Origin of the sequence: Leucobacter sp. HNU (assembly GCF_047946755.1) — a bacterium.
Classification (GTDB): Bacteria; Actinomycetota; Actinomycetes; order Actinomycetales; family Microbacteriaceae; genus Leucobacter.
Genome location: NZ_CP178837.1, coordinates 1,215,949 through 1,235,371 on the forward strand (window position 1 = coordinate 1,215,949; position 19,423 = coordinate 1,235,371).

Below are 19,423 nucleotides of genomic sequence, written 5' to 3' on the forward strand. Positions count from 1 at the left end.
GGGTCAGACGGCGGCGACGGTCTCGCGCGCGGCGGAGACGACGGCGTCGGTGGTGATCCCGAACTCGCGGAACAGGGTCTGGTAGTCGGCGGAGGCGCCGAAGTGCTCGATCGAGACGGAGCGGCCGCGGTCGCCCACGTAGCGCTCCCAGCCGAGCGAGAGGCCGGCCTCGACGCTCACGCGGGCCGTTACCGCGGCGGGCAGGACGCTCTCGCGGTACTCGGCGGTCTGCTCGGCGAACCACTCGAGGCACGGGGCGCTGACGACGCGCGCGCCGATGCCCTCCGCGGCGAGGAGCTCGCGCGCCTCGACGGCGAGCTGCACCTCGGAACCGGTGGCGATGAGCAGCACGTCGAGGCTCCCGGTGGGGGAGTCGGCGAGCACGTAGGCGCCGCGGCGCACGCCCTCGGCCGCCTGCTCGGCGGTGGCGAACTCGCCGCCGCGCGGCAGCACGGGGACGTTCTGGCGGGTCAGCGCGATGCCGGTCGGGCCCGCGTGGCGGGTGAGGATCTCGTGCCACGCGACCGAGACCTCGTTGGCGTCGGCGGGGCGCACGATCGCGAGGTTCGGGATCGCGCGGAGCGTGGCCAGCTGCTCGATCGGCTGGTGCGTCGGGCCGTCCTCGCCGAGGGCGATCGAGTCGTGGGTCCAGACGAAGACGCTGGGCACGTTCATGAGCGCCGCGAGGCGGACCGCGGGACGCATGTAGTCGCTGAAGATGAGGAAGGTGCCGCCGTAGCTGCGCGTCTTGCCGTGCAGCTGGATGCCGTTGAGGATCGAGCCCATGGCGTGCTCGCGGATCCCGAAATGCAGCACGCGGCCGTAGTCGTTGCCGGTCCAGGCGCCGGTCGAGTGGTGCGCCGGGACGAACGAAGCGGCGCCGGCGATGGTCGTGTTGTTCGATCCCGCGAGGTCGGCGGAACCGCCCCACAGCTCGGGCATCACAGGACCGAGCGCGTTCAGCACCTTGCCGCTCGCCGCACGCGTGGCGATGCTCGTGCCGGGCTCGAACTCGGGCAGCACATCGGCGGCCTCGGCGGGCAGCTCCTGCGCCTCGAGGCGGTCGAACAGCGCCTTGCGCTCGGGGTTCGCGGCCGCCCAGGCGTCGAAGCCCACCTGCCAGGCGGCTCGCTTCTCGGCGCCGCGCGCGACGGCCTCGCGGGTGTGCGCGATGACCTCGGGCGCCACGGCGAAGTGCTGATCGGGGTCGAAGCCGAGCTCCCGCTTCAGGCCCGCGAGCTCGTCGGCGCCGAGCGCGGATCCGTGGATCCCGCCGGTGTTCTGCTTGCCGGGCGAGGGCCAGCCGATGATGGTCTTCAGAATGATGAGGCTCGGCTTGCCGGTCTCGGCCTTGGCCGCCTCGATCGCGGCGTAGAGCTCGGCGACGTCCTCGACGTAGGCGCCGGTCTTCTTCCAGTCGACCTCGAGCACCTGCCAGCCGTAGGCCTCGTAGCGCTTCGCGACGTCCTCGGAGAACGAGATGTCGGTGTCGTCCTCGATCGAGATCTGGTTGGAGTCGTAGATCGCGATGAGGTTGCCGAGCTCCTGGTGCCCCGCCAGGGACGACGCCTCCGCGGTCACGCCCTCCTGCAGGTCGCCGTCGCCCGCGACGACGTAGATGAAGTGGTCGAAGGGGCTCGTGCCCGGTGCGGCCTCGGGATCGAAGAGCCCGCGCTCGTACCGGGCGGCGTAGGCGAAGCCCACGGCCGAGGCCAGGCCCTGACCGAGCGGACCGGTGGTGATCTCGACGCCCTTCGTGTGGCCGTACTCGGGGTGGCCGGGGGTCTTCGATCCCCAGGTGCGCAGCGACTCGAGATCCTCGAGCTCGAGACCGTAGCCGCCCAGGTAGAGCTGGACGTACTGGGTGAGGGACGAGTGCCCCACCGAGAGGATGAAGCGGTCGCGTCCCACCCAGTCGGCGTCGGCCGGGTCGTGCCGCATCACCTTCTGGTGCAGCAGATAGGAGACCGGGGCGAGGCTGATGGCGGTGCCGGGATGGCCGTTGCCCACCTTCTCGACCGCGTCGGCGGCCAGCACGCGGGCGGTGTCCACCGCGCGATCGTCGAGTTCATCCCACTGCAGTTCGTTTGCCAATGCCCAGCCTCTCGGAACCGTTGATGCGCGCCATCCGCGCAGAACGGGGTCCAGCCTACCGCGGCTCGGGATATCATGGAGAGCGATGTCCACCCAGATCGCAGCCCCCGAACAGCTCCACGAGCCGCGTCAGCGGCCGGGATTCCGCCGTACCGTGAAGGCATACGTCTCGCTGACCAAGCCTCGCGTCATGGAGCTGCTGCTGGTGGTGACGATCCCGGCGATGTTCCTCGCCCAGCGCGGCATGCCGAACCTCTGGCTCGTGCTCGCGACGCTCATCGGCGGCGCCATGAGCGCCGGCTCGGCCGGCGCGTTCAACTGCTACATCGATCGCGACATGGATCGCAAGATGAAGCGCACCAAGAACCGCCCGCTCGTCACCGGCGAGATCTCGGACCGGGGCGCACTCGTCTTCTCCTGGGTGCTCGGCGTGCTCTCGGTCGCCTGGCTCTGGGCCACGACCAACTGGCTGGCCGCCGCGCTCTCCGCGGCCGCGATCTTCTTCTACGTCGTGATCTACACGATCGTGCTCAAGCGCCACAGCGAGCAGAACATCGTCTGGGGCGGAATCGCCGGCTGCTTCCCGGTGCTCATCGGCTGGGCAGCCGTCACGGGAACGCTCGACTGGCCGGCGTGGGTGTTCTTCCTCGTCATCTTCCTCTGGACCCCGGCGCACTACTGGCCGCTGTCGATGCGCTATCGCGAGGACTACGCTGCGGCGGGCGTGCCGATGCTCGGCGTGGTGCGCGGCCGGGTGACGGTCGGCCTCCAGGTGATCCTGTACACCTGGGCGACCGTCGTCGCGAGCCTGCTCCTCATCCCCGTCGCGGGCATGGGCCTGCTCTACTCCATCGCGGCGACCGTGTTCGGTGCCTACTTCATCGTGCAGGCGCACCGCCTGTACGGGCAGGCGATCCGCGGCAGGGAGGGCAAGCCGATGCAGGTCTTCCACACCGCCAACCTGTATCTCTCGGTGCTGTCGCTCCTCATAGCCATCGACGCGCTGCTGCCGTTCTAGAGCTCCCGGGCGTCCTCACGGGACCGGGTCGGCTCCGGATCGGCGCCCGCCCTCGTACGGGTGAACACGCTCGGCTGCGCGGTCGAACCCCATCGTGTAGGCCCGGGCCAGGGTGCGGCGCAGCGGCGTGCGCATCGTCGCAGCGATCCCGGCAGCGAGCGCCGCGTGCGCGCGACGGGATCGCGCGCGACCCAGGGCGGTGTTGAGACCGCCGAGTCGCGCTGCAGTGCGTGCCGAGGCGAGCCGGTCCCGCTCCCAAGTCTGCACCGCGTTCTCGACATTGCGGCCGCGCAGCCGAGCGATGAGGATCGGCGCCAGGCCGGCGGCGTCGAGCAGGCCGAGATTCATCCCCTGGCCGCCGATCGGGCTCACTTCGTGCGCGGCGTCGCCGATGACGAAGCACCGCACTGCCGGATCGAGGCGCATGCGGTGCACGTGGGCGCGCCTGATGCGGAAGGGCGAGACCGTGCCGATCGCGGCGGCGAGCGCTTCGGATCCGGTGCGCTCCTCGACCGCTCGGCGGAGCGCGTCGGCCGCGGTCCGATCGAGGCTGCCTGCGGAGTGTCCGGCGATCCGTGCGACGAGGCGCCGGCCTCCTCCGGCGAGCGGGAAGGACTCGAGCACGCCGTGGCGGTCGAGGGTGATGATCGCGGTCCGTTCGTCCGCGCGGGGGTCCAGCGCGGCCGGGGCGTCGGTCATGAGGTAGCGGTCGGGATACTCGCGCAGCGAGAGGCGCGTGAAGGGGAGCGCCAGGTCGCGGCCCGCAGCGCCGGTTGCGAGCACCACGGCGCGCGCCGTTCGCTCCCGGGGGCTCCCATCGATTCGCACGCAGAGGCGGACGCGGTCGGGTTCGGACGAAATCGCGGTGACCCGCGCGCCGCAGATGGGGGCCGGTCCGGAGGCCGAGATGGCGCGCTCGGTGGTCTGCTGCGGGACCGATGCGGCGAACGGGAATCGGGCGCCGAGCGCGGAGAAGTCGAGGGTCGCGAGCCGACGGGCGCGGTCGTATGCGGCGCCGCGTTCGATCCGCGCGGCCTCCTCGAGGATCCGCTCGGTCGCGCCGCACGCCTCCAGGGCGGCGAGCACGGGCGGGTGCAGGCCGATCGCGCGACCGTTCGGTGCGCTGTCGGAGCGGGACCGCGTGTCGGCGGCGGCGTCCCGTTGCTCGAGCAGGAGGGTCTCGATCCCGTGCCGCTGGAGCTCGGCGGCCAGGAATCGGCCGACGGGTCCGGCCCCGACGACGATCGCGTCGTGGTCGACCGGGGAGTCACGGTGCGCCGCTTCGGGTGTCGTGCACGGCGAGCAGCCGGAATCTGCCGACGGTCTCGACCCGCCAGCCGGCGGGGAGCCGTGCCACGAGCTCTTCCGGCGTGTAGCTCCGTCGGATGCTGCGCAGGCCGTCGACGCGCAGGAAGGTGCCGCGCGCGACGGGGATCGCTCCGATCGCGAAGCCCGCGTACGCGAGGCGTCCGCGGGCGATGTCCGAGTGGATGCAGAGGCGCGAGGCGAGCACCGTCGAATCGTCGATCAGCGCGTCGAAGGCCGAGTCGTCGAGGTGGTGCAGCACGTGGTTGGAGATGACCAGGTCGAAGGTGCCGCCCGCGCGGACGAGGTCCCGGCTCGTGGCGCTGCGGAACCGGATGCCGGGCGTCTGCGGTCCGCTCCGGGCCGCGCGCGCGGCGCGGGGGTCGGGATCCACTCCGAGTCCCTCGACGGCGAACCCGTCTCGGCGCGCCAGACCGACGATCCGGCGCAGCACGTCGCCGCCGCCGGAGCCGATGTCGAGGATCCTGGCGGTCCGCGGGGATTCCGCGAGCAGCGGACGGATCCTGGTGCGGTAGACGCGACCCCACCGCGAGACGGCGCGGTTGACGCGGTCGAATCCGCGGAGCGTGCGCTGCAGTGTCTCCGGGTCGCAGTCGGGATCGTCCATGAGCTCGGTCAGCTCCGCGTCGCGGGAGCCGAGGCGCACCGGCGTCATGCGGGCACGCGAGGGGCCGTGCGCCGCAGGAGACGCACGGTCTCCACGGTGAGCCCCGGCCCGAAGCAGAGGCCGAGGATCCGGGCGCCGTCGGGCAGCGCCGCGTCGCCGAGGATGCGCTGGAGGATGAAGAGGATGGTCGCACTGGACATGTTGCCGTAGTCGCGCAGCACGGAGCGGGAGTACGCCATCGCCACGTCGGGAAGGCCCACGCCGTCCTGAACGCGGTCGAGCACGCTCCGGCCGCCCGGATGGACCGCCCAGGCGTCCACCTCGGTGCGGGGATCGGAGCCGGCGTCGAGCACGGCGTTCACGACCCCGGCGATCTCGCGGCCGATGATGCGGGGGACGTTCGCGGTCAGCCGCATCTCGAATCCGTGGTCGCCGATCGTCCAGTCCATGTCCTCCTCGCCCTCGGAGGTGAGCGCGGTCGAGAACGCGCCGACCTCGAGCGAGGCTTCCCGTCGCGGGGGAGCGGAGGCGACGATGGCCGCCCCCGCCCCGTCGCCGAACACGGCGGAGGCGACGATCTGCTCCGGGTCGCTCGAGGAACGGATGTGCAGGGAGCACAGCTCGGTGCAGACCACGAGGACGACGGATCCGGGCTGCGCATCGCAGATCCTGGCGGCGGCGCGCAGCGCGGGGAAGGCGGCGGCGCAGCCCATGAACCCGATGTGGGTGCGTTCGACGGTGGTCGGGAGGCCGAGCTGCCGGACGAGCAGGTAGTCGGGGCCGGGAGCGAAGAAGCCCGTGCAGGACGCGGTGACGACGTGGGTCACCTCGTCGGCGGCGTACCCCGAGCGATCGAGCGCCTCGCGGGCTGCGGCTGAGCTCAGCACGGGCGCCTCCTGCCGGTAGAGCAGGTTGCGCTCCCCGGTGCTCGGGGCGCGCAGCGTCGCACCGTCCTCCGTGAAGAGGTTCTCGCCTTCGCCGAACCCGCCGATCACCGAGTACCGCGTGTCGATCGCCGAGGAGTCGAACGCGGCCCCGATCAGGCGGGCCGTCAGGCGGCTCACACCGGGCTGGGCGGCGAAGAAGTCGCGCGTGCTCGGTTGCAGGAGCCTGGCCCGGGGGACCGCGGTGCCGATGGCGAGGATTCGTGTCGTCATGGGCTCATGTAACGCCCCTTCGCGCGCCAAGGGAAGCCCTTGACAGCAGAAACACGGCTCGGGGTCTCGACCGTTCCGTGTCAACCCCCGGGCAGGACCGATCCGGATCTTCGATACTGGGCGCGACTGCGAGTGATCGGCACGCGCGGGACCGGGGGAAGACATGACCACGACACGCGGACGGTTCGCCTGCACAGCGGAGGCGGTGTTCGCCGTGCTCGCGGACGGGTGGTCGTATCCGAGCTGGGTCGTCGGCGCGTCGCGGATGCGCAACGTCTCGGACGCCTGGCCGGCACCCGGTGCGAGGCTCGCCCACTCCGTCGGGATCTGGCCGCTGCTCCTGAACGACTCGACCACCTGCGACGACTGGGACCCGCCGCGCCGGGCGATCCTCACGGCGCGCGGGCGCCCGTTCGGCGAGGCGCGGGTGGAGATCCTCGTCACCCCGGTGGCGAACGGCTGCGAGGTCGAGATGCGCGAGTACGCGGTGCGGGGGCCGGCCCGCCTCATTCCGCGCAGGGTCGAGAGCTTTCTCATCGGACTCAGGAATGCGGAGACCCTGCGCCGTCTGCGCTTCCTGGCCGAGGGGAGGGCTCGTGGCCGCGTCGCCCGGATTCGACAGGAGCCGCCCACGCAGTCGAGCGGAGATGCATAGTCCAGCGAGAGACGGGAGTCAAGGCCCTACGAGGAAACGCGATTCCGCAGGAGAGTGTTCCCAGGCCGGTGTACGGCGGAGCGCTCGCGCCGCACGATGCTGGGTCCGGACGGTCCTGATCGGATGCGTCACGAACTGTTCAAGGGAGAACCACCATGAGCTCCTCACCCAATCGCATCGTCGGAGGCATCTTCGGCGCCGTCTATCTGCTCGTCGGTCTGCTCGGCTTCGCCGTGACGGGCGGCGTCGGCTTCATCGCGACGAAGGGCGGGCTGCTGCTCGGCCTCTTCGCCGTGAATCCGCTGCACAACATCGTGCACCTCCTGATCGGCGCCGCGCTGCTGATCGCCGCCTTCTCGGGCGTTCGCGCCGCGAAGGCGGCGAACGGCACGGTCGGCTTCGTCTACCTGCTGGTGGGCATCGTGGGCTTCTTCATCGCGGACACCGCGGCGAACATCCTCGCGCTCAACACCGCAGACCACGTGCTGCACCTCGCGAGCGCGCTCGTCCTGATCGTTGTCAGCCTCGCGGCCGACCGCGCGGTCTCGGCGTCGCCCACCCGGATGGCGCCCTCACCGGCTCCGTGAACGGAACCCTCTGGTCGTCGCTCGCAGGATTCGGCATCGCGCTGATCCTGTGCGCGACGGCCGCGGGCAGCGGGATCGCGATCGCGGTTCCGCTGCTGCTGCTCGCGACCGCCCATCTGACCTGGGCGGTCGTCGCGCTGCGGCTCGGTCGGATCGCGACCCCGCGTCTGGCCTGCGCCGTAGCAGCGGTCGAGGTGCTGCTCGCGGGCGGGATGCTGATCACCGGCGTGATCGGCTTCGTCCCGTTCCTGGCGCTCGCCGGTCTCAGCTGGAGCGTGGCGGCCGTCTCGGCGGTCGCGCTGCGCCGAGCGCATCGGGACCCGGTGCCCGTGCCACGATCTCGTGCGCGCAGACCGGGCGTCTTCGTGCTCGTGCTCGTGGCGCAGGCCCTCGTCGTCTCCGCGGTGACGACGCCCGCCCTCGCGCTGTCGACGCCCGGCGAATTCGCTCTGCCGCACGGCGAGTCGCATCAGGGGCATTGACATCCCCGCAACGCGGGGCCTCACCGGGGAAGGAGGCCGTCCGCAACCCCCTGGCGCCGATCCCGCCGCACTCATATCCTGGCGCCATGAACGCCATCGAGATCCTCACCGACCTGGCCCGGCGGCCGCTCGACGCGGCGGAGCACCTGCGCGATCGGCTGACCCCGGAACTGCTCAACGCCCACCCGCATCACGACAACTCCGTCGCATGGCTGCTCTGGCACGCGGCGCGCGAGATCGACGAGCAGCTCTCGGCCCTCTCCGGGCGCGAGCCGGTCTGGACCGCGGACGGCTTCGATCGTCGTTTCGGACTCGCGGTCGGTCCTCACGAGCTCGGCTACGGACACCGCGCGGAGCAGGCGCGCGCGATCCGCGTCGACGACCCTGGCCTGCTGCTCGACCACCTGGGGGCCGTGGTCGCCGCACAGCTCGCCTACCTGTCCGAGCTCGACGAAGCGGCCCTCGCCCAGGTGATCGACGATCGCTGGGATCCGCCGGTGACGCGCGGCGCCCGTCTCGTCAGCATGTCGGCCGATGCGCTCGAGCACGTGGGCCAGGCCGCATACATCGCCGGCATGTCGCCCGAGGCGTTCGAGGAGCACCGGGCATGAGCGCGAACGGAGACGTCGCATCGGTCGCGCAACTCGATCTGCAGCGGTACCTGGGGCTGTGGTTCGAGATCGGACGCCTGCCGCTGCGCTTCGAGGACGACGACGCGATCCGTGTCACCGCGGAGTACTCGCTGCGCGAGGACGGCTCGATCCGCGTCGACAACCGCTGCATCGACGGCGAGGGCGCCCCGACGCAGGCGCTCGGCCAGGCGGACCCCGTCGAGGGCATCCCGGCCGGCTCAGGGTCACCTTCCTGCCGGCTGGGCTGCGCTGGATCCCGTTCACGCGGGCCGACTACTGGGTGATCCGCATCGATCCCGAATACCGGATCGCGCTCGTCGGCACCCCGACCGCAGGCACCTCTGGCTGCTCGCGCGCGAGGCCGGACTCGATGCCGCGACGGTCGCCGACTACGCCAGCACGGCACGCGCGCAGGGCTATGACCTGACGGCCTGGATTCGCACGGAGCAGACCGGTGAAGCGGTCTCGGACGCCGAGCTCCGATCGGGCGCCTCGGCGTGAACGCACTCGTCAGACGCGCGACTGCCTGGGCGCTCCGGCTACGGCTGGTGCGCGCGTTCCTGCTGTACACCGAGCGCCGGGGCGCGATGCTGGCGGACAGCATCACCTATCGCGCACTGTTCAGCATCTTCGCCGCGGTGCTGCTCGGCTTCTCGCTCGCCGCGCTGTGGCTCGGAGGCGACCCCGATGCGCTGCGCGCCCTGCGGGACGCGCTCGAGCGCGTGCTGCCCGGGCTGTCGAAGGTGGTGGATCCCACTGCGGTCCACGCCCCGGTCGGTTTCACCGTGGTCGGCGCACTGTCGCTCATCGGCCTCGTCGGCGCCGCCATCAGCGCCATCGGGAGCCTGCGCACCGCGCTCAGGGTGCTCTCCGGCGAGCTGCACGACGACGGCTTCTTCCTCTGGACGATCCTGCGGAACCTCCTGGTCGGCGTCGCGTTCGGCGGGCTCCTGATCGTGGCGGCCGTGCTCGGCGTCGCCGCGTCGTCGGGCGTCGAGACCGTCTCCGGGTGGCTCGGGTGGTCGGCGCGCAGCATCGGAGCCGTATTCGCCGCACGCGCGCTGGGCATCCTGATCGTCTTCGCGATCGACCTGGCAGCCATCGCCCTGGCGTTCCGGCTGCTGTCGGGGGTGCGCGCACCCGCACGCGCGCTGTGGACGGGCGCCGCGCTGGGGGCGCTCGCCCTGACGATCCTGCTCTGGGTGAACCTCTCGGCGCAGGCGATCCTGATCGCGAGCAGCTACATCATCACCGCGACCGCGGAAACGCACGACCGGGTGCGTCTCAGATACGGCGCGGAGACCTTCGCTCAGCGGCGTCGCCAGCAGGCAGAGGATCGGTTGCAGGCGGCGAAGGCGGAACTGCTCGCCGCGCAGGAGGCCGAGCGCGAGGAGCGCGAGGCGCTCAGGCCTACGGCCGATCTCCGGGAGTGAGGCGTGCGAGGCGGTGGACCCCCACCGCCGCGAGGAGGAAGACCAGGACGATCATTGCGCCCAGGCTCGTCAGATAGAGCGGGGCCTCAAGGCGATGCACCGCCTCGGCGTCCCAGTCGGCGTAGGTGTCGCCGATCGAGTTCAGATTGGCGAACGAGAGCATGAAGTAGGCGGGGCTGCCCAGCACCAGCAGTGCCAGGTAAATCGCCGCGAGCGCCCAGGATGGGAGCGCACTGGACTGAAGCGCGGCGAACGCAGGCCCGGACGCCGCGGCGACGCCCAGCACGATGAAGACGCCGCCGGGAACGAGCGCGCGATCCTGGCCGGCCCGCCGCATCGCGTCCAGCGTCCGGTCCAGCGGTTCGTGGCTGGCAGCGACGAGCCCCCAGTCGTTCATCACCGTGAGCCCGAATACGCCGAACGCGAGGATCAGCAGAGAACCGGCGACGGCGATCGCGATGCGCACGCGGAGGTTCTCAGTCGATCGCCACTGGCCGCTTCAGGCGCAGCACGACGATGGTCATGGTCGCCGCGGTGAGCGAAGCGAGCACCATGTGCACGCCGACGGCCAGCGGGGGAGGCCCGAGCGCGACTGGTAGACGCCGACGGCGATCTGCACGATGAGGAGGCCGAGCAGCGCCCCGGTCCAGCGGCGCGGTCGGAGGTCGCGGGTGATGGCCCAGCCGAAGAGCACGGCGACGAGCGCGAACGAGATGTAGCCCGGCCACGCGTGCACGTGGGCGAGGATCGACGCGTCGAGGCCGTGGCGCTGGATGTCGGCGTCGCCCGAGTGGGGGCCGGCGCCCGTGGTCAGGACCCCCACGACCACGAGGATCGCCATGACGAAGGTGGTGATGTGGGTGAGGATCGCGAAGGGCTTCGGCACGGCGCGCTCGCGCGGGCCCGCCGCCTCGTACATGCGCGCGATGTACGCCGCCGTCAGGCAGACCAGCACGAGCGAGACGATGTAGTGGAAGCTCACCAGGTTCGCGTTCAGGTGCAGCCAGACGATGACGCCGCCGACGAGCGCCTGCACGAGGACGAGGGCGAGGACCACGATCGACAGGGTGAGGAGGTCGCGACGGATCGCGCGGATACGCCAGCTGAGGATCACCACGAGCAGCGCGAAGACCAGGAGCGGTCCCGAGATCGTCCGATTGCCGAACTCGATGAGCGAGTGGTAGCTCAGCTCCTCGGTGGGGACGAGGGAGCCCGCGGTGCAGAGCGGCCAGGTGGGGCAGCCGAGGCCGGAGCCCGTGAGCCGGACGGCGCCGCCGGTCGCGATGATCGTCGCGTTCAGCACGAAGGACACCCACGCGGCGATGCGCAGGAAGCGCGGTGCGCGGAAGGCCTGGCGCGCGGCGGGCGAATCGGAAGCGGGGGAGACGGTGCTCGCGCTCGACACGGGTGGATTCCTCTCGGTGCTCGGAACGAGCGGACCGGGTTCGTCGAACCGCGGCGCACCTCTCCCGTTTTCACAGCGAGTCTGTAGAATGGTCAGTTGAGGTTGCGTGCGGCGACCCGGAGCGCGGTGCCCAGCACCTGCGGTCTCGGAGTCACGGCCGCTCACGGCCCAGACTACTGCACCGCTGCAGGGAACTCGCAGGGCGCGGTCGCGCTCCGAGGGCCGGATCCCTCCGGTCTCGCGTCGGGTTCCCGCGCGGAGACGATCGAGGGATGGAAGCCATGCCAGAGGTGCTGATTGACCGGCCCGAGCTCGAGGGCTTGGGCGTATACGAGTTCGGCTGGCACGACGCCGATGAAGCCGGGGCTGCGGCGCAGCGCGGCCTCAGCGAAGCCGTCGTGCGCAATATCTCGGCGCTCAAGAACGAGCCCGAGTGGATGCTGCAGCGGCGCCTGAAGGCCCTGCAGATCTTCGACCGGAAGCCGATGCCCGGCTGGGGCGCCGACCTCTCCGAGATCGACTTCGACAACATCAAGTACTTCGTACGCTCCACCGAGAAGCAGGCGACCTCCTGGGAAGAGCTTCCCGAGGAGATCAAGGAGACCTACGAGCGCCTCGGCATCCCCGAGGCCGAGCGCCAGCGCCTCGTCGCGGGCGTCGCGGCCCAGTACGAGTCCGAGGTCGTCTACCACCAGATCCGCGAGGACCTGGAGGAGCAGGGTGTCATCTTCCTCGACACCGACACCGCGCTGCGCGAGCACCCCGAGATCTTCGAGGAGTACTTCGGCACGGTCATCCCGTCGGGCGACAACAAGTTCGCTGCGCTGAACACCGCGGTGTGGTCGGGCGGCTCCTTCGTCTACGTCCCCAAGGGTGTGCACGTCGAGATTCCGCTGCAGGCCTACTTCCGGATCAACACGGAGAACATGGGCCAGTTCGAGCGCACGCTCATCATCGCCGACGAGGGCAGCTACGTCCACTACATCGAAGGCTGCACCGCTCCCATCTACAAGAGCGATTCGCTGCACTCGGCCGTCGTCGAGATCATCGTGAAGAAGAACGCCCGCGTGCGCTACACGACGATCCAGAACTGGTCGAACAACGTCTACAACCTGGTCACCAAGCGCGCGGTCGCCGAGGCGGGCGCCACCATGGAGTGGGTCGACGGCAACATCGGCTCCAAGGTCACCATGAAGTACCCGTCGATCTACCTGACCGGCGAGCACGCCAAGGGCGAGACCCTCTCGGTCGCCTTCGCGGGCCCCGGCCAGCACCAGGACACGGGGGCGAAGATGATCCACCTCGCTCCGCACACCAAGTCGTCGATCCTCGCGAAGTCGATCGCGCGCGGCGGCGGACGCACCGGCTACCGCGGCGAGGTCCGGGTCGAGGCGAGCGCCCACCACGCCGCCAACTCGGTCGTCTGCGACGCCCTGCTCGTCGACACGATCTCGCGCAGTGACACCTACCCGGCCATCGACATCCGCACGGACGACGCCGAACTCGGCCACGAGGCGACCGTCTCCCGCGTCAGCGAGGAGCAGCTCTTCTACCTGATGAGCCGCGGCCTCGCCGAGGAAGAGGCGATGGCCATGATCGTCCGCGGCTTCATCGAGCCGATCGCCCGAGAGCTGCCCATGGAGTACGCGCTCGAACTGAACAAGCTCATCGAGATGGGCATGGAAGGATCCGTCGGATAATGACGAACGCTGCAGCAACGATGGACCCCGCTCAGCACGGCGCCGTGGCGCACTCGGACGGCGGCTGGGACCGCAAGATCCCCGTGCAGACCCGCTCCGATCGGTTCACCTCGACCGACGTCGCCGATTTCCCGCAGGTGACCGGTCGCGAGGCGACCTGGAAGTTCGCGCCCATCGCGAAGTTCCAGGGCCTGCTGGACGGCACGCTCGATGGCTCGCGCCTCCCGGTCTCGGTCACCGAGGTCGCCGGTGTCTCGAGCGAGTGGATCGCCCGCGACGACGCACGCATCGGCCGTGCGGGCACCCCCGAGGAGCGCGGTGCGGCGAACGCCTGGACCGCGTTCGGCGAAGCCCACCTCGTGACCATCTCGGGCGACGAGCCGGTCACCGCGATCGTCCGCCGCGACGCGCTCGACCACGCGGAGCGCGCCGCGCACACCGTGATCGAGGCCGCCCCGCAGTCGCGGGGTCTCGCGATCCTCGAGAACGCCGGCGACGCCAATCTCACGGAGAACGTCGAGATCGTCGTCGGCGACGGCGCGAAGCTGACCGTCGTCAGCGTCCAGCAGTGGGACGACGAGGCGATCCACCTCGCGAGCCACTACGCGACCGTGGGCCGCGACGCGTCGCTCACCCACATCGTGGTGTCGCTCGGCGGCTCCGTGGTGCGCCTCAACCCGTCGATCCACCTCGATCACGAGGGGGCCAACGGCGAGGCGCTCGGCGCGTACTTCGCCGATGCCGGTCAGCACCTCGAGCACCAGGTCTACATGGATCACGACGCTCCCCACACCCGCAGCCGCGTCACCTACAAGGGCGCCCTGCAGGGCGAGGGCGCACACACCGTGTGGATCGGGGACGTGCTGATCCGCCAGAACGCCGACGGAACCGACAGCTACGAGCAGAACCGCAACCTCGTGCTCTCCGAGGGCACCCGCGCCGACTCGATCCCGAACCTCGAGATCGAGACCGGCAACATCGAGGAGCCGGTCACGCCTCGGCGACGGGCCGCTTCGACGACGAGCACATCTTCTACCTCCAGAGCCGTGGCATCTCGGCGGAGGAGGCGCGCAAGCTCGTCGTTCGCGGCTTCCTGCTCGAGGTGATCGCCCAGATCGGCGACGCCGCGACCGAGGAGCGCCTGAACGACGCCATCGAGGCGGAGCTCGCCGCGAGCGTGCGCTCGTGACCCGACAGAAGGCTCTGGCGCTCGCCGATCTCACGCAGGACCAGGCGGTCCGCGTCGAGATCGACGGGGTGCCGATCGCCGTCGTGCTCGACGGCGAGGGGAGGTGCACGCCATCGGCGACACCTGCACCCACGGCCAGATCAGCCTCTCCGAGGGTTTCGTCGAGGACGACACGCTCGAATGCTGGGCGCACGGCTCGGCCTTCTCGCTCCGCACCGGCGCTCCGCAGAACCTCCCGGCCTACGAGCCGGTTCCCGTCTTCGTCGTCGAAATCGAAGACGGTGACGTGTACATCGATCCCACTGTTACGAAAGAGATTTGAACCATGGCCTCCATTCTTGAGATCAAGGACCTCCACGTCAGCGTCGAGACCGACCAGGGCGCGAAGCAGATCCTGAAGGGCGTCGACCTGACCATCCGCCAGGGCGAGACCCACGCGATCATGGGCCCCAACGGCTCGGGCAAGTCCACGCTCGCCTACGCGATCGCCGGCCACCCCCGCTACGAGGTCACGAGCGGCTCGATCCTGCTCGACGGCGAAGAGGTGCTCGAGATGAGCGTCGACGAGCGCGCGCAGGCGGGCCTGTTCCTCGCGATGCAGTACCCCGTCGAGATCCCGGGCGTCACCAACGCCAACTTCCTGCGCACCGCGAAGACCGCCATCGACGGCGAGGCGCCCGCCATCCGGACCTGGATGAAGGACGTCAAGGCCGCGATGAAGGACCTCCGCATGGACTCCTCGTTCGCAGAGCGCAACGTCAACGAGGGCTTCTCGGGCGGCGAGAAGAAGCGCAACGAGATCCTCCAGCTCGAACTGCTCAAGCCGAAGTTCGCCGTGCTCGACGAGACCGACTCCGGCCTCGACGTGGACGCGCTGAAGATCGTCTCGGAGGGCGTCAACCGCGCGAAGGAGAACACCGGCCTCGGTGTCCTGCTCATCACGCACTACACCCGCATCCTCCGCTACATCAAGCCCGACTTCGTCCACGTCTTCGTCGACGGCCGCGTCGCGGAGCAGGGCGGCCCGGAGCTCGCGAACCGTCTCGAGGAAGAGGGCTACGACCGCTTCCTCGCCGTCGAGGCGTAAGCTGCGAGCATGAGCGATTCCGCCACCACCACGTCGATCGACCCGGAGTTCCGGGAGCAGGCGCTCGAAGCGCTGAAGGACGTCTCGGATCCCGAGCTCGGCGTCAACATCGTCGACCTCGGCCTGATCTACGATCTGGCCTTCGACGACGAGCACGATGCGCTGGTCATCAGCATGACCCTGACGAGCGCCGGCTGCCCGCTGACCGACGTGATCGAGAACGACATCGCCGAGGCGCTCGACGGCCTCGTCACGGCCTTCCGCATCAACTGGGTGTGGATGCCGCCGTGGACGCCGGAGCGGATCACCGACGACGGTCGAGATATGATGAGAGCTTTGGGCTTCGCGATCTGATTCGCGAGCCGGCTCAGTGCGGAGGCCCGGGACGAGGAGACTCGCCCCGGGCCTCCGCACGCCGATACCAGTTCAGGAGAGAACAGCATGATCACCGTCGAGGATCTCGCGATCGACGTCGGCGCCCGGCGCCTCATGTCGGGTGTGACGTTCCGGGTGAACCCGGGCGACAAGATCGGCCTGGTCGGGCGCAACGGCGCCGGCAAGACGACGCTCACCCGCACCCTGTCTGGTGAGCTGCAGCCCGCCGAGGGCAAGATCACCATCTCGGGCGAGCTCGGCTTCCTGCCGCAGGACCCTCGCACCGGCGACCCGGAGCAGATCGCCCGGCATCGGATCCTCGACGCCCGCGGTCTCGGCACGCTGCAGCAGAACATCGAGAAGGCGACCGAGGAGATGGCGTCCGACGACCCCGTTGTCGCGGAGAAGGCGATGAAGCGCTTCGGCAACCTGACCGATCGCTTCCAGGCGCTCGGGGGATACGCGGCCGAGTCGGAGGCGGCGTCGATCTCGCACAACCTCGGCCTGCCCGACCGGATCCTCGATCAGCAGCTCAAGACGCTCTCCGGTGGCCAACGCAGGCGTATCGAGCTGGCGCGCATCCTGTTCTCGGATGCCGACACGATGATCCTCGACGAGCCGACCAACCACCTCGACGCCGATTCGATCGTGTGGCTGCGCGAGTTCCTCAAGAACTCCAAGGCCGGTGTCATCGTCATCTCGCACGACATCGACCTCGTGGGCGAGACCGTGAATCGCGTCTTCTACCTCGACGCCAACCGCCAGGTCATCGACATCTACAACATGAACTGGAAGCTCTACCTGCGCCAGCGCGCCGCCGACGAGGAGCGCCGCCGCAAGGAGCGGGCGAACGTCGAGAAGAAGGCGTCGGCGCTGAAGGATCAGGCGGCCAAGTTCGGCGCGAAGGCGTCGAAAGCCGCGGCTGCGCACCAGATGGTCGCGCGAGCCGAGCGGATGCTCTCGGGACTCGACGAGGTCCGTCAGGTGGAGCGCGTGGCGAAGCTCAGGTTCCCCGATCCCGCACCCTGCGGCAAGACTCCGCTGATGGCGGAGGGGCTCTCGAAGTCCTACGGCTCGCTCGAGATCTTCGCGGGCGTGGACCTCGCGATCGACCGCGGTTCGAAGGTCGTCGTCCTGGGGCTCAACGGCGCCGGCAAGACCACTCTGCTGCGCCTGCTCGCAGGCGTCGACGAGCCCGACACGGGCGAGCTCGTCGCGGGCCACGGCCTGAAGGTCGGCTACTACGCGCAGGAACACGAGACGCTCGACGTCAAGGCGAGCGTGCTGCAGAACATGATCTCCGTGTCGCAGCACCTCACCGAGACCGAGGCGCGACGGGTGCTCGGCTCATTCCTCTTCACCGGCGACGACGTGCACAAGCCGGCGGGCGTGCTGTCCGGTGGCGAGAAGACCCGACTCGCGCTCGCGATGCTCGTCGTGTCGAGCGCAAACGTGCTGCTGCTCGACGAGCCCACCAACAACCTCGACCCGGCCAGCCGCGAGGAGGTGCTCGACGCGCTCGCGCACTTCTCCGGCGCGGTCGTGCTCGTCTCGCACGACCCGGGGGCGGTCGAAGCGCTCAACCCCGAACGCGTGCTGATCATGCCCGACGCGACCGAGGACCACTGGTCCAAGGAGTACCTGGAGCTCATCGAGCTCGCGTAGCGCGTGGTCCGGCGGGAACTCCCGTCGGACCACGCGAAACGGCCCGGTCGGGTTCAGCGACGTTCGCGCGGACCGAGCAGCCCGATGACGAAGGCGGCTCCGTCGGCCTGCATGCCATTCCGGTAGTAGGCCACGTGGCCCTTCTCGTCGAGGGAATCGCTGGCCTGGCAGACGAAGTCGTTCTTGACGCAGTAGTCCCGGACGCGCTCCGCGAACGGCGCGAGCGCGCCGGCACGACGGGGGAGGATCCCGCCGACCTTCTCGTCGAAGGTGCCGACATCGTAGGGTTCACCGCCCGCGAAGCGGGGTCCCCGTAGAGCACCACGGCGAGGAGCCGATCCTTCGCTTCGGGGGTGAGCTCGCCGACGGTCTCGCCGATCAGGCGATCCTTGGGGCCGACCAGCGCGTCCCCGATGACGAATGCGCCCTGGGAATACCCGAGCAGGATCGTCCGCTGATCGGGGCAGTGCTCCGCCTGCACGTTGAGCTGATCGATCAGCCGGCGCACGCCCTCGGTGCCGCCCTCGTTGATGTCGGTGTCCGCCGGGTAGATGAGGTTGACCGTGAGCATCTCGCCCGGCCGCGCCTCGGCGATGCGGCGAGCGACCGGGGTGACGAGCTGGTTGCCTACCGGCTCGCCGGTGCCGCGCGCGGTGATGACGAGATACGCGGTGCAGTACTCGGGCTGGGCGATCGGATCGGGATGCTTCTTCGCGTCGAACTTCTCGGCGGCCTTCGGGGGAGCGGCGGGCTCCGTCACCTTCGACAACGAGCTCCGGGTCGCATTCGCATCGGGCTCGGACGCGCAGGCCGAGAGGACCGGCGGCAGGAGAACGGCGAGCCCCAGGGCCGCAGCGAGCGCTGCTCGGCGTCGACGGACCGGCCGACGCGGTCCACCGCCGTGCTTCGTCGGATCCATCGCGCGGTCACGCATCGAGCATCGCGTCTTCCTCGTCGGCGTCGCTGGGGCCGCGTCGCTGCTTGCGCCGCGCGCTGCGCTCGTCCTGGCGGCGTACGGTCTCGCCGCCCGCGTTCAGCGTGCGGTACTCCTGGCGGGCGGCGTAGCCGACACCGATCAGCGCGATCAGGATGAAGACGTACCACTGGAGCGCGTAGGAGAGATGCGGTCCCTCATCGCGTTCCGGCTTCGGCGGGAGGGCACCCGTCTTCGCACTCGGCGTCTCCGAGATGAGCTGCCCGTAGGATGCCGAGTAGACCTCGCCCGTCACGCCCGCGAGGTCGATCAGCTCGGGCACGTCGATGCTGGCGACCGTGTGCCCCGTGCTGGTCCGACCCGCGATCGCCGGCTCGCTCGCACGGAGCCGTGCCCGCACCTCGATCTCTCCCTCGGGTCCGCGAGGCAGATCCTTCGGCACGGCCTGGTTGCCGTCGACCGGTACCCAGCCCCGGTCGATGAAGAAGATGCGGCCGTCGTCGAGCTTGAACGCCTGAATGAGGTCGGATCCCACGCGCCCTTCGCCCGGACGGTTGCGTGCGAGGTAGGTGTCGCCGACGTACTCGCCGCGCAGCAGGACCGGATGCCACTTCATGCGGTCCTCGTCGAACCTCGCGGGGTCGGTGACGATCTCGTCGATCGGAACCGCGGCGGCGTAGTAGTTCGCGTCGAGACGGTTGATCTCGGCGCGCGCCTCCGCCCGGCGCTCGAACTGCCAGTTGCCGAGCAGCACGCAGGCGACGGCGAAGATCACGAACAGCGCGAAATAGCCCAACCAGCGGCGGCTGCGGAGGAAGCTCCACCCGATCTCGGCGGTCATCGGTCGCGGGCCTCCGTATCGTCGAGCTCGCTCACCGGCACCACCGCGAGCGGGAAGTCGCGCGCGGCGAGGAATTCGCGCAGCGTCTCCAGGTGCGCTTCGCAGGCCAGCCAGGTCTTGCGGCGGTCTTCGGCGTGGATCTTGGGATTGCGCCAGCGGATCGCGTGCGCTGCGGCCTCGGCGCAGCCGGAGCGCGAGCAGGTGAAACGCATGGCGGGCTCCTCGCCGAACGCGAG

20 protein-coding genes and 3 pseudogenes are annotated in these 19,423 nt (G+C 70.1%); 14 read left to right on the forward strand and 9 right to left on the reverse strand.

The features are described from left to right. Positions 1-3: 3 nt before the first annotated feature. Positions 4-2,094, reverse strand: a complete 2,091-nt coding sequence (tkt, locus tag AB3K78_RS05920; RefSeq protein WP_416446844.1) for a transketolase — start codon at positions 2,092-2,094, stop codon at positions 4-6. Positions 2,095-2,179: 85 nt separating this feature from the next. On the opposite strand from tkt, the gene AB3K78_RS05925 reads away from it, so the two are divergent. Next, positions 2,180-3,112, forward strand: a complete 933-nt coding sequence (locus tag AB3K78_RS05925; protein WP_416446845.1) for a heme o synthase — start codon at positions 2,180-2,182, stop codon at positions 3,110-3,112. Between the two features lie 15 nt (positions 3,113-3,127). Here the strand turns inward: AB3K78_RS05925 and AB3K78_RS05930 are convergent, their stop codons facing one another. The 3 genes from AB3K78_RS05930 to AB3K78_RS05940 are packed head-to-tail and all read right to left on the reverse strand — an operon-like array spanning position 3,128 to position 6,202. After that, positions 3,128-4,357 carry an FAD-dependent oxidoreductase gene (locus AB3K78_RS05930; RefSeq protein WP_416447311.1) on the reverse strand — a complete coding sequence of 410 codons (1,230 nt, stop codon included), beginning with the start codon at positions 4,355-4,357 and terminating at the stop codon, positions 3,128-3,130. A gap of 22 nt (positions 4,358-4,379) precedes the next feature. Beyond that, on the reverse strand, positions 4,380-5,093 hold the full coding sequence (locus AB3K78_RS05935; protein WP_416446846.1) for a methyltransferase domain-containing protein: 714 nt from the start codon (positions 5,091-5,093) through the stop codon (positions 4,380-4,382). Continuing rightward, entirely contained in the window at positions 5,090-6,202 is a 1,113-nt protein-coding gene (locus AB3K78_RS05940) for a type III polyketide synthase (RefSeq protein WP_416446847.1), read from the reverse strand. Before AB3K78_RS05940 ends, AB3K78_RS05935 begins: the two co-directional genes overlap by 4 nt. A gap of 163 nt (positions 6,203-6,365) precedes the next feature. On the opposite strand from AB3K78_RS05940, the gene AB3K78_RS05945 reads away from it, so the two are divergent. The 7 genes and pseudogenes from AB3K78_RS05945 (at position 6,366) to AB3K78_RS05975 (ending at position 9,991) form a co-directional block, all read left to right on the forward strand. Beyond that, a complete protein-coding gene (locus AB3K78_RS05945; protein ID WP_416446848.1) occupies positions 6,366-6,857 on the forward strand; it encodes an SRPBCC family protein in 492 nt (163 codons plus the stop codon). Between the two features lie 155 nt (positions 6,858-7,012). Further along, positions 7,013-7,444: a DUF4383 domain-containing protein gene (locus AB3K78_RS05950; RefSeq protein WP_416446849.1), complete on the forward strand. Its 432-nt coding sequence runs from the start codon at positions 7,013-7,015 to the stop codon at positions 7,442-7,444. Continuing rightward, the gene (locus AB3K78_RS05955; protein ID WP_416446850.1) at positions 7,441-7,926 is read left to right on the forward strand and encodes a hypothetical protein; all 486 of its coding nucleotides are present in this window, start codon (positions 7,441-7,443) and stop codon (positions 7,924-7,926) included. Before AB3K78_RS05950 ends, AB3K78_RS05955 begins: the two co-directional genes overlap by 4 nt. An 86-nt stretch (positions 7,927-8,012) precedes the next feature. Then, on the forward strand, positions 8,013-8,537 hold the full coding sequence (locus AB3K78_RS05960; protein WP_416446851.1) for a mycothiol transferase: 525 nt from the start codon (positions 8,013-8,015) through the stop codon (positions 8,535-8,537). Continuing rightward, on the forward strand, positions 8,534-8,842 hold the full coding sequence (locus AB3K78_RS05965) for a lipocalin family protein (RefSeq protein WP_416446852.1): 309 nt from the start codon (positions 8,534-8,536) through the stop codon (positions 8,840-8,842). Before AB3K78_RS05960 ends, AB3K78_RS05965 begins: the two co-directional genes overlap by 4 nt. Further along, positions 8,812-9,059: pseudogene (locus AB3K78_RS05970) on the forward strand (lipocalin family protein). Before AB3K78_RS05965 ends, AB3K78_RS05970 begins: the two are co-directional and overlap by 31 nt. Continuing rightward, positions 9,056-9,991, forward strand: a complete 936-nt coding sequence (locus tag AB3K78_RS05975) for a YihY/virulence factor BrkB family protein (protein ID WP_416446853.1) — start codon at positions 9,056-9,058, stop codon at positions 9,989-9,991. The pseudogene AB3K78_RS05970 and the gene AB3K78_RS05975 overlap by 4 nt, the downstream one beginning before the upstream one ends. Here AB3K78_RS05975 and AB3K78_RS05980 read toward each other — a convergent pair. Further along, positions 9,969-10,457 carry a hypothetical protein gene (locus AB3K78_RS05980; protein ID WP_416446854.1) on the reverse strand — a complete coding sequence of 163 codons (489 nt, stop codon included), beginning with the start codon at positions 10,455-10,457 and terminating at the stop codon, positions 9,969-9,971. The genes AB3K78_RS05975 and AB3K78_RS05980 overlap by 23 nt on opposite strands. A 54-nt stretch (positions 10,458-10,511) precedes the next feature. Beyond that, positions 10,512-11,396: a COX15/CtaA family protein gene (locus AB3K78_RS05985; RefSeq protein WP_416446855.1), complete on the reverse strand. Its 885-nt coding sequence runs from the start codon at positions 11,394-11,396 to the stop codon at positions 10,512-10,514. A gap of 281 nt (positions 11,397-11,677) precedes the next feature. Between AB3K78_RS05985 and sufB the strand changes: the two genes are divergently transcribed. The 6 genes and pseudogenes from sufB (at position 11,678) to AB3K78_RS06015 (ending at position 17,412) form a co-directional block, all read left to right on the forward strand. Next, a complete protein-coding gene (sufB, locus tag AB3K78_RS05990) occupies positions 11,678-13,096 on the forward strand; it encodes a Fe-S cluster assembly protein SufB (RefSeq protein ID WP_416447312.1) in 1,419 nt (472 codons plus the stop codon). After that, positions 13,096-14,285: pseudogene (sufD, locus tag AB3K78_RS05995) on the forward strand (Fe-S cluster assembly protein SufD). The gene sufB and the pseudogene sufD overlap by 1 nt, the downstream one beginning before the upstream one ends. After that, positions 14,282-14,607: pseudogene (locus tag AB3K78_RS06000) on the forward strand (non-heme iron oxygenase ferredoxin subunit). The pseudogenes sufD and AB3K78_RS06000 overlap by 4 nt, the downstream one beginning before the upstream one ends. A gap of 3 nt (positions 14,608-14,610) precedes the next feature. After that, on the forward strand, positions 14,611-15,372 hold the full coding sequence (gene sufC, locus AB3K78_RS06005) for a Fe-S cluster assembly ATPase SufC (RefSeq protein ID WP_416446856.1): 762 nt from the start codon (positions 14,611-14,613) through the stop codon (positions 15,370-15,372). 9 nt (positions 15,373-15,381) lie between these two features. Beyond that, positions 15,382-15,726 carry a metal-sulfur cluster assembly factor gene (locus AB3K78_RS06010; protein WP_099725020.1) on the forward strand — a complete coding sequence of 115 codons (345 nt, stop codon included), beginning with the start codon at positions 15,382-15,384 and terminating at the stop codon, positions 15,724-15,726. Positions 15,727-15,813: 87 nt separating this feature from the next. Then, positions 15,814-17,412, forward strand: a complete 1,599-nt coding sequence (locus AB3K78_RS06015; protein WP_416446857.1) for an ABC-F family ATP-binding cassette domain-containing protein — start codon at positions 15,814-15,816, stop codon at positions 17,410-17,412. Here the strand turns inward: AB3K78_RS06015 and AB3K78_RS06020 are convergent. The 3 genes from AB3K78_RS06020 to AB3K78_RS06030 are packed head-to-tail and all read right to left on the reverse strand — an operon-like array spanning position 17,396 to position 19,399. Next, positions 17,396-18,346: a cutinase family protein gene (locus tag AB3K78_RS06020; RefSeq protein WP_416446858.1), complete on the reverse strand. Its 951-nt coding sequence runs from the start codon at positions 18,344-18,346 to the stop codon at positions 17,396-17,398. The genes AB3K78_RS06015 and AB3K78_RS06020 overlap by 17 nt on opposite strands. After that, positions 18,339-19,187 carry an SURF1 family protein gene (locus AB3K78_RS06025; RefSeq protein ID WP_416446859.1) on the reverse strand — a complete coding sequence of 283 codons (849 nt, stop codon included), beginning with the start codon at positions 19,185-19,187 and terminating at the stop codon, positions 18,339-18,341. Before AB3K78_RS06025 ends, AB3K78_RS06020 begins: the two co-directional genes overlap by 8 nt. Then, positions 19,184-19,399: a hypothetical protein gene (locus AB3K78_RS06030; RefSeq protein ID WP_416446860.1), complete on the reverse strand. Its 216-nt coding sequence runs from the start codon at positions 19,397-19,399 to the stop codon at positions 19,184-19,186. The genes AB3K78_RS06025 and AB3K78_RS06030 overlap by 4 nt, the downstream gene beginning before the upstream one ends. Positions 19,400-19,423 lie beyond the last annotated feature (24 nt).

Coding starts and splice junctions, on each gene's coding strand:
- AB3K78_RS06025 (WP_416446859.1), bottom strand. CDS start 19,187: ATGACCGCCGAGATCGGGTGGAGCTTCCTCCGCAGCCGCCGCTGGTTG.
- AB3K78_RS05950 (WP_416446849.1), top strand. CDS start 7,013: ATGAGCTCCTCACCCAATCGCATCGTCGGAGGCATCTTCGGCGCCGTC.
- AB3K78_RS06020 (WP_416446858.1), bottom strand. CDS start 18,346: ATGCGTGACCGCGCGATGGATCCGACGAAGCACGGCGGTGGACCGCGT.
- sufB (WP_416447312.1), top strand. CDS start 11,678: ATGCCAGAGGTGCTGATTGACCGGCCCGAGCTCGAGGGCTTGGGCGTA.
- AB3K78_RS05945 (WP_416446848.1), top strand. CDS start 6,366: ATGACCACGACACGCGGACGGTTCGCCTGCACAGCGGAGGCGGTGTTC.
- AB3K78_RS05960 (WP_416446851.1), top strand. CDS start 8,013: ATGAACGCCATCGAGATCCTCACCGACCTGGCCCGGCGGCCGCTCGAC.
- AB3K78_RS06010 (WP_099725020.1), top strand. CDS start 15,382: ATGAGCGATTCCGCCACCACCACGTCGATCGACCCGGAGTTCCGGGAG.
- AB3K78_RS05965 (WP_416446852.1), top strand. CDS start 8,534: ATGAGCGCGAACGGAGACGTCGCATCGGTCGCGCAACTCGATCTGCAG.
- AB3K78_RS06030 (WP_416446860.1), bottom strand. CDS start 19,399: ATGCGTTTCACCTGCTCGCGCTCCGGCTGCGCCGAGGCCGCAGCGCAC.
- AB3K78_RS06015 (WP_416446857.1), top strand. CDS start 15,814: ATGATCACCGTCGAGGATCTCGCGATCGACGTCGGCGCCCGGCGCCTC.
- AB3K78_RS05940 (WP_416446847.1), bottom strand. CDS start 6,202: ATGACGACACGAATCCTCGCCATCGGCACCGCGGTCCCCCGGGCCAGG.
- sufC (WP_416446856.1), top strand. CDS start 14,611: ATGGCCTCCATTCTTGAGATCAAGGACCTCCACGTCAGCGTCGAGACC.
- AB3K78_RS05925 (WP_416446845.1), top strand. CDS start 2,180: ATGTCCACCCAGATCGCAGCCCCCGAACAGCTCCACGAGCCGCGTCAG.
- AB3K78_RS05935 (WP_416446846.1), bottom strand. CDS start 5,093: ATGACGCCGGTGCGCCTCGGCTCCCGCGACGCGGAGCTGACCGAGCTC.